At 59.8% G+C, this 13,362-nt stretch carries 14 protein-coding genes; 8 read left to right on the top strand and 6 right to left on the bottom strand.

Going from position 1 to position 13,362, the window contains the following annotated elements; all coding sequences use genetic code 11:
* Positions 1 to 37: 37 nt before the first annotated feature.
* Together ACODR6_RS10280 and leuB are read right to left on the bottom strand one after the other, a co-directional pair.
* The gene (locus ACODR6_RS10280; RefSeq protein ID WP_489022462.1) at positions 38 to 796 is read right to left on the bottom strand and encodes a phosphatase PAP2 family protein; all 759 of its coding nucleotides are present in this window, start codon (positions 794 to 796) and stop codon (positions 38 to 40) included.
* 112 nt (positions 797 to 908) lie between these two features.
* Complete coding sequence (gene leuB / locus ACODR6_RS10275) at positions 909 to 2,021, bottom strand: 3-isopropylmalate dehydrogenase (RefSeq protein WP_130283018.1); 1,113 nt, start codon at positions 2,019 to 2,021, stop codon at positions 909 to 911.
* Positions 2,022 to 2,196: 175 nt separating this feature from the next.
* Here leuB and ACODR6_RS10270 point away from each other — a divergent pair, with 175 nt between their 5' ends.
* Positions 2,197 to 3,129 carry a pyridoxal-phosphate dependent enzyme gene (locus ACODR6_RS10270; RefSeq protein ID WP_489022461.1) on the top strand — a complete coding sequence of 311 codons (933 nt, stop codon included), beginning with the start codon at positions 2,197 to 2,199 and terminating at the stop codon, positions 3,127 to 3,129.
* A gap of 57 nt (positions 3,130 to 3,186) precedes the next feature.
* Here the strand turns inward: ACODR6_RS10270 and leuD are convergent, their stop codons facing one another.
* From leuD to ACODR6_RS10255, 3 genes are all read right to left on the bottom strand, one after another.
* Entirely contained in the window at positions 3,187 to 3,795 is a 609-nt protein-coding gene (leuD, locus tag ACODR6_RS10265; RefSeq protein WP_112718121.1) for a 3-isopropylmalate dehydratase small subunit, read from the bottom strand.
* Between the two features lie 136 nt (positions 3,796 to 3,931).
* Complete coding sequence (locus ACODR6_RS10260) at positions 3,932 to 4,351, bottom strand: VOC family protein (RefSeq protein WP_489022460.1); 420 nt, start codon at positions 4,349 to 4,351, stop codon at positions 3,932 to 3,934.
* A gap of 126 nt (positions 4,352 to 4,477) precedes the next feature.
* Positions 4,478 to 4,711, bottom strand: a complete 234-nt coding sequence (locus tag ACODR6_RS10255) for a hypothetical protein (protein ID WP_112718125.1) — start codon at positions 4,709 to 4,711, stop codon at positions 4,478 to 4,480.
* A 111-nt stretch (positions 4,712 to 4,822) separates the two neighbouring features.
* Here ACODR6_RS10255 and ACODR6_RS10250 point away from each other — a divergent pair, with 111 nt between their 5' ends.
* Positions 4,823 to 5,725: an HpcH/HpaI aldolase/citrate lyase family protein gene (locus ACODR6_RS10250; protein ID WP_489022459.1), complete on the top strand. Its 903-nt coding sequence runs from the start codon at positions 4,823 to 4,825 to the stop codon at positions 5,723 to 5,725.
* A gap of 1 nt (position 5,726) precedes the next feature.
* Positions 5,727 to 5,933, top strand: a complete 207-nt coding sequence (locus tag ACODR6_RS10245; protein ID WP_112517868.1) for a DUF1737 domain-containing protein — start codon at positions 5,727 to 5,729, stop codon at positions 5,931 to 5,933.
* 3 nt (positions 5,934 to 5,936) lie between these two features.
* On the opposite strand, the gene ACODR6_RS10240 is transcribed toward ACODR6_RS10245, so the two are convergent.
* A complete protein-coding gene (locus ACODR6_RS10240; RefSeq protein ID WP_112718129.1) occupies positions 5,937 to 6,374 on the bottom strand; it encodes a metallopeptidase family protein in 438 nt (145 codons plus the stop codon).
* A 164-nt stretch (positions 6,375 to 6,538) separates the two neighbouring features.
* Here ACODR6_RS10240 and ACODR6_RS10235 point away from each other — a divergent pair, with 164 nt between their 5' ends.
* From ACODR6_RS10235 to bfr, 5 genes are all read left to right on the top strand, one after another.
* On the top strand, positions 6,539 to 7,474 hold the full coding sequence (locus ACODR6_RS10235) for an ImuA family protein (RefSeq protein ID WP_489022458.1): 936 nt from the start codon (positions 6,539 to 6,541) through the stop codon (positions 7,472 to 7,474).
* Positions 7,475 to 7,514: 40 nt separating this feature from the next.
* A complete protein-coding gene (locus ACODR6_RS10230) occupies positions 7,515 to 8,924 on the top strand; it encodes a Y-family DNA polymerase (RefSeq protein ID WP_489022519.1) in 1,410 nt (469 codons plus the stop codon).
* On the top strand, positions 8,921 to 12,376 hold the full coding sequence (locus ACODR6_RS10225; RefSeq protein ID WP_489022457.1) for an error-prone DNA polymerase: 3,456 nt from the start codon (positions 8,921 to 8,923) through the stop codon (positions 12,374 to 12,376). The genes ACODR6_RS10230 and ACODR6_RS10225 overlap by 4 nt, the downstream gene beginning before the upstream one ends.
* Before the next feature lie 86 nt (positions 12,377 to 12,462).
* Positions 12,463 to 12,861 (top strand): (2Fe-2S)-binding protein, encoded by a 399-nt coding sequence (locus ACODR6_RS10220; protein WP_112718135.1) that lies wholly within the window; start codon positions 12,463 to 12,465, stop codon positions 12,859 to 12,861.
* Complete coding sequence (bfr, locus tag ACODR6_RS10215; RefSeq protein WP_130283029.1) at positions 12,827 to 13,318, top strand: bacterioferritin; 492 nt, start codon at positions 12,827 to 12,829, stop codon at positions 13,316 to 13,318. Before ACODR6_RS10220 ends, bfr begins: the two co-directional genes overlap by 35 nt.
* Positions 13,319 to 13,362: the final 44 nt, after the last annotated feature.

Below are 13,362 nucleotides of genomic sequence, written 5' to 3'. Positions count from 1 at the left end.
GCTAGCATCCGGCGGCGACAGTTTTTTTACGAAGCCCTCAAAGGAGGCGGCTAAGCCGCGGTATCGGCCAGCCCTCGCGCCCGACCGAGAAGACAACGCCGAAACGGGCGAAGCCGGTGGAGAGCGCAAAGGCGAGCCAGGCTCCGAGCGCCAGTCCGGCGGCGACATCGCTCGGGTAGTGGACGCCGATGATGACCCGGGTGGCGCCGAGCCACAGACCAATGCCGATGAAGACAAGCCGGAAGCGCGGGAAGAGCAAGGCCAGCGACATGAAGAGCGCGCCGATATTGGCGGAATGTCCAGAAGGAAAGCTCTGGTGCAGGAAATCCCAGCTGAACGGCGTGAAGCTGAATATGCCCTCCTGCTCGTAGAGCAGCGGCCGGGCGCGGCCGATCAGGAACTTCAGCGGATTGGCGATGGCACTGGCAAGGATAACGGAGAAGCCGACATAGGCGGCCATCTGGCCGAAATAGGTCATCCGGAATCTGCGCCTCACTTTCCAGAGGCGGCGGCGGACGACATAGCCAGTGAGCAGAATGGTGGCGAGGCCGGCAAGGATCCAGGCGAGCCTGCCGATGTCGGTCACGTCACCGGCAATCGAGACCAGCGGTGGTGAAAGGCTTTTGACCGCCTGCCCCAGCGGCCGGTCGAAGACGAAGAAGGCAATTGCGACGGCGTTGATGGCGAAGAGCGCGAAAGCTTTCCAGGGAACCCGACGATGGATCGTGCGACGCGCCTCATAGCGCTTCTTCAGATAGGCTTTGCAGCCTGGCTTCGCTCCGGCGGTGTCGCTCATTCTGTCCCTTCGTGGTTGGCACGGGGGACATAGGGAGACGAGGCGGCGGCTTCAATGAAAAAGCCCTCCGCGTGGATGCGCGAAGGGCCTGAAAAGCGTTTCACGTGAAATATCAGGCAGAGAGCGCCTTGAATTCCGCGAGGATGGCATCGCCCATTTCGACGGTGCCGACCTGCTTGCAGCCTTCGCCCATGATGTCGCCGGTGCGGATGCCCTTGTCGAGAACGTTGGCAATCGCCTTCTCGAGGTTGTCGGCTTCGGTGACCATGTTGAAGGAGTAGCGCAGGCACATGGCGAAGGAGGCGATCATGGCGATCGGGTTGGCAATGCCCTTGCCGGCAATGTCAGGTGCCGAACCGTGAACGGGTTCGTAGAGCGCCTTGCGCTTGCCGGTCTTGCCATCGGGAGCGCCGAGCGAAGCAGACGGCAGCATGCCGAGCGAACCGGTCAGCATGGCTGCGACGTCGGAGAGCATGTCGCCGAACAGGTTGTCGGTGACGATGACGTCGAACTGCTTCGGTGCACGGACGAGCTGCATGCCGCCGGCGTCGGCCAGCATGTGCTCGAGCTGAACGTCGGCGTATTTTTCCTTGTGCGTCGCCGTCACCACCTGGTTCCAGAGCACGCCAGACTTCATGACGTTGCGCTTTTCCATGGAGCAGACGCGGTTCTGGCGGGTGCGGGCCATTTCGAAGGCAACGCCGGCGATGCGCTCGATTTCGTAGGTGTCGTAGACCTGCGTGTCGATGCCGCGCTTCTGGCCGTTGCCGAGATCGATGATCTCCTTCGGCTCGCCGAAATAGACGCCGCCGGTGAGCTCGCGGATGATGAGGATGTCGAGGCCCTCAACCAGTTCCGGCTTCAGCGAGGAAGCGGAAGCGAGCGCCGGATAGCAGATTGCCGGGCGCAGGTTTGCGAAGAGCTGCAGATCCTTGCGCAGGCGCAGGAGGCCTGCTTCCGGGCGCACTTCATAGGGAACGCTATCCCACTTCGGGCCGCCGACGGCGCCGAACAGAACCGCATCGGCGGCAAGCGCCTTCTCCATGTCGGCTTCGGAAATCGCCTGGCCGTGGGCATCATAGGCCGAGCCGCCGACGAGACCTTCGTCGGTGACGAAACCGGCCTTCATTGCATCGTTCATGTAAGCGATGATCTTGCGGACCTCGCCCATGGCCTCGGGGCCGATGCCGTCGCCCGGCAGCAGGAAAAGATTGCGCGCTGTCATGAAACCCTCCGCGGAAAAACAAGCTGCGGCTTCTTAGACCCCGGAAAACGGCATTTCAAGCAAGAGAGAGGCCGAATCGGTACGGTTTGCCGCGCTATCGATCTGTGCTGGACTGTTGACCCCTGCCCGTCTCCGCGCCAAGAAGACGGTCACGTTTCAAGAAATGGAATTCAGAATGTCCCCGTCTCCATTGCATCTCAACACCCCTCTCCTGCGCAGCGCTGCCGATTATAGCGCCAGCGGCAAGCCGCTCTTACTGAAGCTCGATGCGCTGCAGCCTTCAGGCAGCTTCAAGATGCGCGGTGTCAGCCGGCTGTGCCAGCATGAGGTGGAGAATGGCGCAAAGGAAATCTTCTGCGCCTCCGGTGGTAATGCGGGGATTGCCGCGGCGTTTGCGGGCCGGGCGCTCGGCGTTCCCGTTACGATCGTCGTGCCGGAGACGACGTCGGCCGAGGTTCGCCAGTCGATCGAGGCGACCGGCGCCTCTGTTCTGGTGCATGGCGCGGTCTTCGATGAGGCCAATGCCTATGCGATCAAGCTCTCGGAAGCGCGCAAGGCCGCCTATGTGCATCCCTTCGATCATCCGCTGCTCTGGGAAGGGCATGGAACATTGATCGATGAGGTCGTTGCGAGCGGCACCCGTTTCGACTGCGTCGTTGCCAGCGTCGGCGGCGGTGGTCTGCTGGCTGGTATCGTCGCGGGCCTGAAGCGCAATGGCCTTGGCGATGTGCCGGTGATCGCCGTCGAAACCGAAGGTGCGGCCTCCTTCCATGAAGCGCTGAAGGCGAAGGAGCGCATCACCCTGCCCGGCATCACCTCGATCGCCAATTCGCTTGGTGCCCGGCAGGTTGCGCAGCATGTCTTCGATCTGCCCAATCACCATCCGATCGAAAGCGTCACGGTGACCGATGCGGAAGCGGTTGCCGCCTGCCTGAAATTTGCCGATGCCCACCGCATTCTCGTCGAGCCCGCGTGCGGCGCGGCGCTCGCCGTTGCCGATGTGCATGCAGGCCTGCTGTCACGCTTCGAAAACCCGCTCATTGAAGTCTGCGGCGGCATCGGGGTGTCGCTCGGCAAGCTCAAGGCGTGGCAGGAACGGTTTCTCTGAGGGGCAAACAAAAAAGCCGGGCATTGCCCGGCTTTTTCGTCAGATGTTCTCGATAGCTCAGGCAGCCCAGGGGCGCGAAGCGGAATTCTTCTTTTCGAAGCTGTCGATCGCCGTGCCCTTTTCCATCGTGAGACCGATGTCGTCCAGGCCGTTCAGCAGGCAGTGGCGCTTGAAGGCGTCGAGGTCGAACTTGATCGAGCCGCCGTCCGGGCCGGTGATCTCGAGGTTTTCGAGGTCGACGGTGAGGATGGCGTTGGATCCGCGCGAAGCGTCGTCCATCAGTTTGTCGAGATCTTCCTGGCTGACCTTGATCGGCAGGATGCCGTTCTTGAAGCAGTTGTTGTAGAAGATGTCGGCGAAGCTGGTGGAGATCACGCAGCGGATGCCGAAATCGAGCAGTGCCCACGGGGCATGCTCGCGCGAAGAGCCGCAGCCGAAATTGTCGCCGGCGACGAGGATCTTGGCGTCGCGGTAGGCCGGCTTGTTCAGCACGAAATCGGCGTTCTCGGAACCGTCTTCATTGTAGCGGGCTTCGGCGAAGAGACCCTTGCCAAGGCCGGTGCGCTTGATGGTCTTCAGATAGTCCTTCGGAATGATCATGTCCGTGTCGATGTTGACGACGGGCAGGGGCGCGGCAACGCCGGTGAGCTTCACGAATTTATCCATGACCTAGGCTCCAAATTCAGCGGATGTACTTTCGTTGATCAGCATCTAGTCCAGTTTCCCGCCGAAATGAAGGAGAATCTTTCCAAAATGACGGCTGCGCGGCGTTTCACGCAGCCTGACCACTTTGCATAGGCGGCTATTTGGATGCTGCGTTGAGGCCCCATACGACGCCAAAGGGGTCGCGCAGCTGGCCGTAGCGATCGCCCCAGAACATCAGCTCGATCGGCATGACGACTTCGGCGCCGGCGGCCACTGCGCGGTTCCACCAGGCATCGATGTCGTCGATGACGAGCTGGATCGCAAAGCCTTCGTGACCCTTGAAGGGATGGCCGTATTCCGGATAGGCATCCGACAGCATCAGCGAGCTGCCGTTGATATAGAGATGCACATGCATCGTCCGGCCCTTCTCGTCGGCCGGCACGACATAGGCCTCTTCGGCGCCGAATGCCTTCTTGTAGAATTCTGCGGCCTTGAGCGCGCCGTCGACTGTCAGATACGGCAGCAGGCCATTCTTGACCGGCGGCATCTTGGCGGGTGCGGTTTCCATCGTGCTCATGTTCTTCCTCCGTCTCCTGATTTTGAAGGTCCGGCATCGAGGCCGTCCGCCTCAAGGACGTGAAGGTAGAGCGGGAGCCGACAGCTCCATAAAGAATTTTTCGTGAAGGCTTGGTGGCCGGTGCGATCAGAGATCGATGATCGTACCGCGGCCGTCGTTCCAGATGCGCATTTCGCGCTGCTGGGTCTGGGCCTTGGCGCGCACCGGAGCCGGTTTCATCTTCAGCGACAGGGCGCGTCCAACCATCAGCACGGTCAGGATGCCGCCGACGGCGAGCGTGACCGAGAAGGTAAACAGCGCAAGAGCCACAAACACGGTGACGCCTGCCAGCATGAGGAAGATGGAACGGATATTCTGCATAATTCTAGACCTCTCTTCGAAAGGAATGTGGTCCTTGATTTCCTTCTGTGCAAGGCAAGCGTGGCTTTTTGTTGTCTTGTCAGCCTTCACAAAGCTTGGCACACATTCGTGATGAGCCGAAATTCCCCCGCCCGTTCCCTTAGCCTGCGCCGCTCGGTGCTCAGCGTTCCCGCCATCAATGCCCGCGCATTGGAAAAGACCCATGTGCTCGATTGCGATGCCGTCATCTTCGATCTGGAGGATTCCGTCGCGCCGGAGAAGAAGGATGAGGCGCGGGCAAACCTGAAGGCGTTCTTCGCCGGCCCGGCGCTGGCGGGCAAGGAGAGGATCATCCGCATCAATGCCCTCTCCTCCGGCTTCGGCCCTGCCGATATGGAACTGGTGCGGGCTCTCGAGCCGGATGCGGTGCTGCTGCCGAAAGTGGACGAGCCGCAGGATGTGATGGCGATCAGCGACATGCTTGGCGATGCCGATGCCGCGGAAACGCTGCGGATTTGGGCGATGATCGAGACGCCGCGCGGCATCTTGAATTCGGCGGCGATCGCCGAGTTCGGGCGGACAGCCGGGTCGCGGCTCGATTGCTTTGTCGTGGGCTTGAACGACCTGCGCAAGGAAACCGGCGTTCTGCCGCAGCCGGGGCGCACCTATCTGGTGCCGTGGCTAATGCAGGTGATCCTGGCCGTCAGGGCCTATGGGCTCGATGCGATCGACAGCGTCTTCAACGATTTCAGGGATGCGGATGGCTTCGAGGCGGAATGCGCCCATGCCCGCGCCATGGGTTTCGATGGCAAGATGCTGATCCATCCGGCGCAGATCGAAAGTGCAAACCGGCATTTCGGGCCTGACGACGCCGCCATCCGCGAGGCCGAAGAGATTATCGCTGCCTTTGCCGATCCTGCGACTGAAGGTCTCAACGTCATCAATTCAAACGGCCGGATGATCGAGCGCCTGCATCTTGTCCAGGCGGAAAGTCTGGTTCATAAATCCCGCCGCATTGCTGAACGGAAATCATGACATGAAGCTCTACCGCCTTCTGACCGGCCAGGACGATGCCGCATTCTGCCACCGCGTAACCGATGCCCTCAACAAGGGCTGGTCGCTGCAGGGCTCTCCCTCGGTCACCTTCAATGCCGAGACCAAGCAGGTCATTGCGGCCCAGGCGATCGTCAAGGACGTCGAAGGCAAGGACTACCACCCGGATATGAAGCTCTCCGAGCAGTAAGATTTACCGGTCGGCCGCCTCTTCGGCGCTCGCCTCGATACGCTCCATGTCGTCATCGCTGAGGCCAAAATGGTGGCCGATTTCGTGGATGAGGACATGGGTGATGATATCGCCGAGCGTTTCGTCGTTCTCGGCCCAGTAATCCAGGATCGGGCGGCGATAGAGGCGGATGCGGTTCGGCAGTTCGCCGGTTTCCATCGTGAACCGTTCCGAAATGCCCCTGCCCTCGAAAAGGCCGAGCAGGTCGAATGGCGTTTCCAGCGCCATGTCCTCGAAAACGTCGTCGTCCGGGAAATCTTCGATCTCGATCGTCAGATTGGCGGTAAGCGAACGGAATTCATCCGGCAGGTGGCTGTAGGCCTCCATCGCCAAGGATTCAAATGTGCTGAGCGTCGGAGCATGGCGATCGCGCCAATCCTCGCTCTGGTCTATGCGGGCCATCAAAAACCCCTTTCTCTGCCGCCCATATAGAACCTTTGTGAAGGATTTTCGAGTGTGGAATCAATGGCAGGAATAAATTCACAACAAACGGCTGTTGACTCTTCCGGCAAGCTCTGGAATCCATAAGAACATAACAGGAACAATTCTGATCTGGAGTGAACGTCATGGCACAGACGGCCGTGACGCGCGAGCGGCTTTTTGCGCTCCGCGAAACCATTGCAAAGCTTGAAGGAAAACCGGTGCCGGCGCTTGCGGCAGCCGAACAGGAAGCGCTGGGTAAGGGAAATGCACCGCGAAAGAGGGATGAGACACCACGGTTTTCCTTTGGCATACCGGAGCTGGACGAGGCGCTCGAAGGTGGATTGCCGCTCGATGCACTGACAGAAATCCGCACGAAGATGTTTCTCGATGCTGGCAGCAGCAGCGGATTTGCGCTGGCGATCGCCGCAGCTTTGCAGCATCGGTCCGAGGAAAAAAATCCCGTCCTCTGGATCGCCGACAAGGTCAGTACGATCGAGGCAGGGGTGCCCTATGCCGTCGGGCTCAAGGATTTCGGATTGCGGCCGGAGCTTTTCCTGCATGCGAGCCCCAGAAAACTGGAGGATGCGCTCTGGCTTGCGGAAGCGGCGCTGGAAAGCGGCGCCTTCGTGACGACGATCCTGGAAATCCGCGGCAATCCGAAATCCTTCGGCCTTGCCGAGAGCCGGCGCTTTCATCTTCGGGCGAAATCGGCCGGCCGCTCCCTGCTGCTGCTGCGGCAATCAGGAGAGGAAGAGGCAAGCAGCGCACATTTCCGTTTTCTTGCCCGGCCCGCCCCTGCGCGGGAACGGACCCTGCCGGATGGTTCGATGCTGGGCGGTAGCATCGGCAATCCGGTCTTTCATCTCACCCTGGAGAAGAGCCGCAATCCGGCCCCCCTCTCCCTCTTCCTGGAGTGGAACCCCCATGACCGCCAGTTTCTCCCTGTCGAACAGCCAGTCGTCACTCGCTTTCCAGAGCAGCGGGCAGCGCATTCTGGCGCTGTACTTCCCGCATCTTTCGACCGACAGGATCGCCCGCAAGCGGTGGGGCCTCTCGTGGCGTTCGAAAGGGCGTCCTGAGGCCGCTCCGATCGTCTGCTCGGGTCGCTCCGACAACACAATGCGGCTGACGGCGCTGGACGAGAAGGCGGAAAAGCTCGGCCTCAAGAAGGGTCTCGGCGTCGCCGAAGCCCGCGCCATCCACCCGATCATCGATGTCGTGGAAGAAGATGCGCCAGCCGACAAACGCCTGCTCGAGGCCGTCGCCGACTGGTGTGACCGCTATACGCCGCTGGTCGCCCTTGACGGCAAGGACGGGCTCTTCCTCGACATAACAGGCTGCTCGCATCTCTTCGGCGGCGAGCGGGCGATGCTGAAGGATATCCTGTCTCGTCTTGCCGGCATGGGCTTCGATATCCGCGGCGCGATTTCCTCGTCACCGGGACTATCCTGGGCCGTCAGCCGTTTCGGCGAAGGCGGGGTGATTGCGGAGGACGAGGCGGAAGCGGTTCTCGAGCCCCTGCCGGTCATGGCGCTGCGGCTGGATGTATCGGTCATAGAGGCATTGCAGAAGCTCGGCCTGCGCTATGTCGGCGATCTTATGCAGGCGCCGCGCGCGCCGCTCACCCGCCGCTTTGGCGGCAGTGTGCTTTTGCGGCTCGATCAGGCATTGGGGCATGACGAAGAACCGGTCTCTCCCCGCCTGCCGGTCGCCAGCCTGTCGGCCGAACGGCGGCTTGTTGATCCCATTGCCGCCGAAGAAGAGATTATCGCTCTTGCCAGCCAGGTCGCCCATTGCCTGAAGCCCTCCTTTGAAACCCAAGGCGTCGGAGGCCGGGTCTTCGAGCTGGTCCTGTTCCGGGTGGATGGATGCGTCTTTCGAATTTCTGCGGGGGCGTCCCGGCCTTTGCGGGATCCGCAGCGCATTGCCGGTCTCTTTTCCGAACGCCTGACAGCAATCCATGAGGATATCGATGCGGGATACGGTTTCGAAATCCTGCGGATCAATGTTCTCCGGCATGAGAGCTTCCATAATGTTCAGGACGATTTCGAAGGGAATAGGCAATCACAGGTCTCGCTTGCCGTCTTCGTCGACAAGGTATCGGCCCGTCTCGGCGAGGAATGCCTGACCCGTTTCGAATTGCGCGAAAGCCATATCCCGGAGCGGGCGACCTTTGCCGTTCCGGCCATTCAAGTCCTCGACAGAGCGCCGGTGGAGGTAATGCCACCCGCGGCAAAGAGCGAGCGGCCTGCTCGCCTGCTTCCGGCACCTGAATTGATGGAAGCGTTTGCCGCCGAGGTTCCGGATGGCGCGCCAGCGCATTTCCGCTGGAGGCGCATTCGTCACCGTGTCCTGAAGAGTGAAGGACCGGAGCGGATCGCCATGGAATGGTGGATCGATGGCGTCGGCGCCAAGGAGCGCGACTATTTCAGCGTCGAGGACGAGCAGGGCTATCGCTTCTGGATCTATCGCGAAGGTCACTATGGGCCGGATACCCCGCAATGGTTCATGCATGGAATTTTCGCATGAGCCCGGCCTTCTTCGAGATAGGAGCGAAAAGCAACTTCTCCTTTCTGGAGGGTGCCTCCAAGCCTGAGGAGATCGTCACCCAAGCGGCCCTTCTCGGTCTCTCCGGCATCGGGATCGCCGACAGGAATTCCGTGGCCGGTGTCGTGCGCGCCTATGCTCAGACGAAGGTCCTCCGTGGCAAGTATAAGCGAAAGTTGGCGGGCCGGCTGGAAAAGGGAGAGGAGGCAGAAGAGATCCTGGATCCGGTGCCGTTTCAGCCGGGAGCGCGGCTCGTCTTCTGCGATCAGACGCCTGAAATCCTGGCTTACCCGAAAGACCGGAAAGGCTGGGGGCATCTCTGTCGTCTGCTGAGTGCCGGAAATCTGAAGAAGGGAGCGGTAAAGGGAATCTGTCTTCTGGAGGAGGCGGATCTCATGGAATGGGGCGATGACATGATGCTTGCTGTCGTGCCCGATCCCAAGCTCATCAAGGACAGCGGTGGGCGAGGCCTGTTCCTGGATTGTCTCCGCCGCCTCAAAGACCGGTTCCGTTCCAATCTCTTCCTGGCATTGACCCCATCTTACAACGGTCATGATGCGCTGACATTCGCGGCCTTTGCCAATATGGCGGCAGACATCGGTGTGCCACTGATCGCGACCAACCAGCCGCTTTATCATGCAAGAACGCGCAGGCCGCTATCCGATGTGGTGACCTCCATTCGCGAGCATGTACCGATCCCCCGGGCCGGTTTTCTTCTCGCGCCGAATGCGGAACGCTATCTCAAGGAAGGCCGGGAAATGGCGCGGCTCTTCAGGAACTACCCAGAGGCGATTGAGAACACCGGCCATCTTTTTGCTCAGCTGAAATTCTCCCTGGACGAGATCAGCCACAATTATCCGGAGGAAAACGCTCCCGGTGAAACGGCCTATGAAACGCTCGACCGGCTGACGCGGGCCGGTGCGGTGAAGCGGTATCACCCCGGGGAAGTTCCGGAGAAGATCCAGGATCAGATCGATTATGAACTCGATCTGGTCAGGCAGAAAAACTATGCATCCTATTTCCTGACGGTTCATCGGATCGTCCAGCATGCGCGCTACGACAAGAAGATCCTGTGCCAGGGGCGTGGTTCTGCAGCAAATTCCGTCATCTGCTATTGCCTTGAGATAACCGAAGTCGATCCTGCAAAAAGTACCCTGCTCTTCGACCGGTTCATTTCCATGGACCGGGATGAGCCGCCGGATATAGATGTCGACTTCGAGCATGACCGGCGCGAAGAGGTCATCCAGTTCATCTATGAGACCTACGGCATCAATCATGCCGGCCTGACTGCAGGGGTGACCACCTACCGGACGCGCTCGGCAGGGCGCGAAGTGGCCAAAGCCTTCGGTCTTTCCGAAGATGTTCAGTCGGCGATCGGCAGTCTGGTCTGGGGATGGTCGGACGATAGTCTGTCCGAGCGCGAGGCACGCGCCGCGGGTCTCGACATGTTCGATTCTATGACGAGAAACGTGCTGCAATATGCGTCCGAGCTCCTCTCCTTTCCGAGGCATCTGACGCAACATGTCGGTGGCTTCGTCATTACCCGCGATCGGCTCGATGAGATCGTGCCGATCATGAAGACCGCGATGCCCGGCCGCTACATGATCGAGTGGGACAAGGACGATCTGGATAATGTCCGGATTCTGAAAGTCGATGTTCTCGCACTCGGTATGCTGACCTGTTTGCGCAAGGCTTTTGCGCTGCTTGAGGATCACTATGGGGTCCGCAAAACGCTGGCCGATCTCGGCAACAGGGAGCACGGCGAAGAGGGGCGGCCGGTCTATGCGATGATGTGCCGGGCGGATACGCTTGGCGTCTTTCAGATCGAAAGCCGGGCGCAGATGAGCATGCTGCCGCGTCTTAGGCCCGACCGGTTCTATGATCTTGTCATCGAGGTAGCGATCGTCCGTCCGGGGCCAATTCAGGGCAATATGGTGCACCCTTACCTCAAACGGCGGGAACAGTTCAAAAGCGGCGCCAAGATCGATTATCCGAGCAAGGAACTGGAATCCGTGCTGGAGAGAACGCTTGGCGTTCCGCTCTTCCAGGAACAGGCAATGCAGATCGCCATCACGGCGGCGGGTTTCAAACCCGCCGAGGCCGACAAGCTGCGGCGCGCCATGGCGACGTTCAAGCGAACGGGCACGATCGGAAATTTCGAAAGCCGCTTTATCGCGGGGATGGCTGAGAGAGGGTATGATCGCGAATTCGCCCAACAGTGCTTCAATCAGATCAAGGGTTTCGGCGAGTATGGCTTTCCGGAAAGCCACGCGGCTTCCTTCGCCCTGCTCGTCTACGCCTCATCCTGGATGAAGGCCTATTATCCCGACGTTTTCTGTGCGGCGATGCTGAACTCGCAGCCCATGGGTTTCTATGCGCCGGCGCAGCTGGTGCGCGACGCGCGTGAGCACGGCGTCGAGATCCATGAGGTCGATATCAACAGTTCGGATTGGGACTGCCTACTGGAGAAGGCGACCTTCGATAAGAGCAAGGTCGATTTCCGGCATGCCGGGATGCGCGATGTCATCCAATCAAAGCGCGCTGTTCGGCTCGGTTTCCGGCAGGTGAAGGGTCTCTCTGAAGACATCATGCGGCGGCTCGTTGACATGCGTGGAAACGGTTATCGCTCGATCCACGACCTCTGGCTGCGCTCCGGCCTCAAGAAATCCGATATCGAAAGATTGGCCGATGCAGATGTCTTCGGGTCCATCGGGCTTACCCGGCGCGAGGCTCTATGGGCCGTGCGAGCTCTGGATGTGCAGAGCGCCGCCGAGAAGCTGCCGCTATTCGAATGTGCGGGTAAAGATGATCTGCAGATCGAGCCGGAGACACAGCTGCCGGAAATGCTGCCCGGGGAGCAGGTGATCGAGGACTATCGCTATCTCTCGCTGTCGCTGAAAGCGCACCCCGTCTCCTTCCTGCGTGAGGACTTCCGCAGGGCCGGCATAACCCGCAATGTCGATCTGCTTGAGGTCGCCAATGGCAGGCGGGTGACGATTGCCGGGCTTGTCCTAGTCCGGCAGCGGCCGGGTTCGGCCAAGGGTGTCATCTTCATGACCCTAGAAGACGAAACCGGTGTCGCCAATGCGATCGTCTGGCCGGCGGTGTTCGAAAAATATCGGTCTACCGTCATGGGTGCCCGGCTGGTGAAAATCCGCGGCAAGTTGCAGAGCCAGAGCGGCGTGATCCATACGGTTGTCGAGCACATCGAGGACATGACCCCGGCGCTCGGTATTCTCCAGCAGGAGGCCCGGCGGTTCGGGGCAAGCGACCGGTCGGATGAGGCCATGCGGCCGACGGTTGATCACCGGCAGAAGAAGATCATGACAGCGCTGGAACGTGCAGGTCTGGAAAAACGCATGGCCGGAGAGAAGAGCGATAAGGAAGTGGCAGAAACCGTGAAAGTGATGCCGAGAGGGCGCAATTTCCATTGATCCCGCGAAAATGCAGCAAGATCAGATCGATAGGTTTTTACCGTGCAGGGTGTTCACCTTGATGTGAGCGTCCCGGGCATCTGGTGATGTTTTTTCATCTCGATTTTTTCTTGACACTCACCATCTTCTTTAGCAGAAAACACGATAGTGAATGTCATGTTTGGAATGATGACGTGCTGGTCTGCAGCTGCAACTACATAACCGACAAGGAAATCCGTGAGGTTATCAACAGCCTTCTCGACGAAGACTGTTGGCAGCTGATCGTTCCTGCGAAGGTCTATCATGCCATGGAGAAGCGCGGCCGTTGCTGTGGTTGCTTCCCCAACGTCGTCGACATCATCATCCAGACTACCGAAGACTATCATGCCCGTCGCCACTCGACGGAAGCCGAAATATTTGATTTCATGTCCCGCCTAAAAGAATTCCATGAGGAAAACAGGAGAGCGGACATTGAAAGGCGACAAAAAAGTCATCGAGCGGCTTAACGAGGCGCTGTTTCTCGAACTCGGTGCAGTCAACCAGTATTGGGTCCACTACCGCCTTCTCGAAGATTGGGGCTACACCAAGCTTGCGAAGAAGGAACGCGCCGAATCCATCGAAGAGATGCACCACGCCGACCGTCTCGTCGCCCGCATCATCTTCCTTGAAGGCCATCCGAACCTGCAGACGCTGGCGCCACTGCGCATCGGCCAGAACGTCAAGGAAGTGCTGGAAGCCGATCTTGCCGGCGAATATGACGCCCGCACGGCCTACAAGAAATCCCGCGATATCTGTCACGATGCCGGCGACTACGTGTCGATGAAGCTGTTCGAAGAACTGCTGATGGACGAGGAAGGCCATATCGACTTCCTGGAGACGCAGCTCGAGCTGCTGGAGAAGATCGGCGAAGCCAAGTATGGCCAGCTGAATGCCGATCCCGCCAACGAGGCGGAAGGTCACTAAGACCAAACAAAACGGCCGCGAAAGCGGCCGTTTTCATATCCTGC

It is taken from the genome of Rhizobium sp. FG96 (genome assembly GCF_057808655.1).
This window is presented reverse-complemented; position numbering and strand designations above follow the sequence as displayed.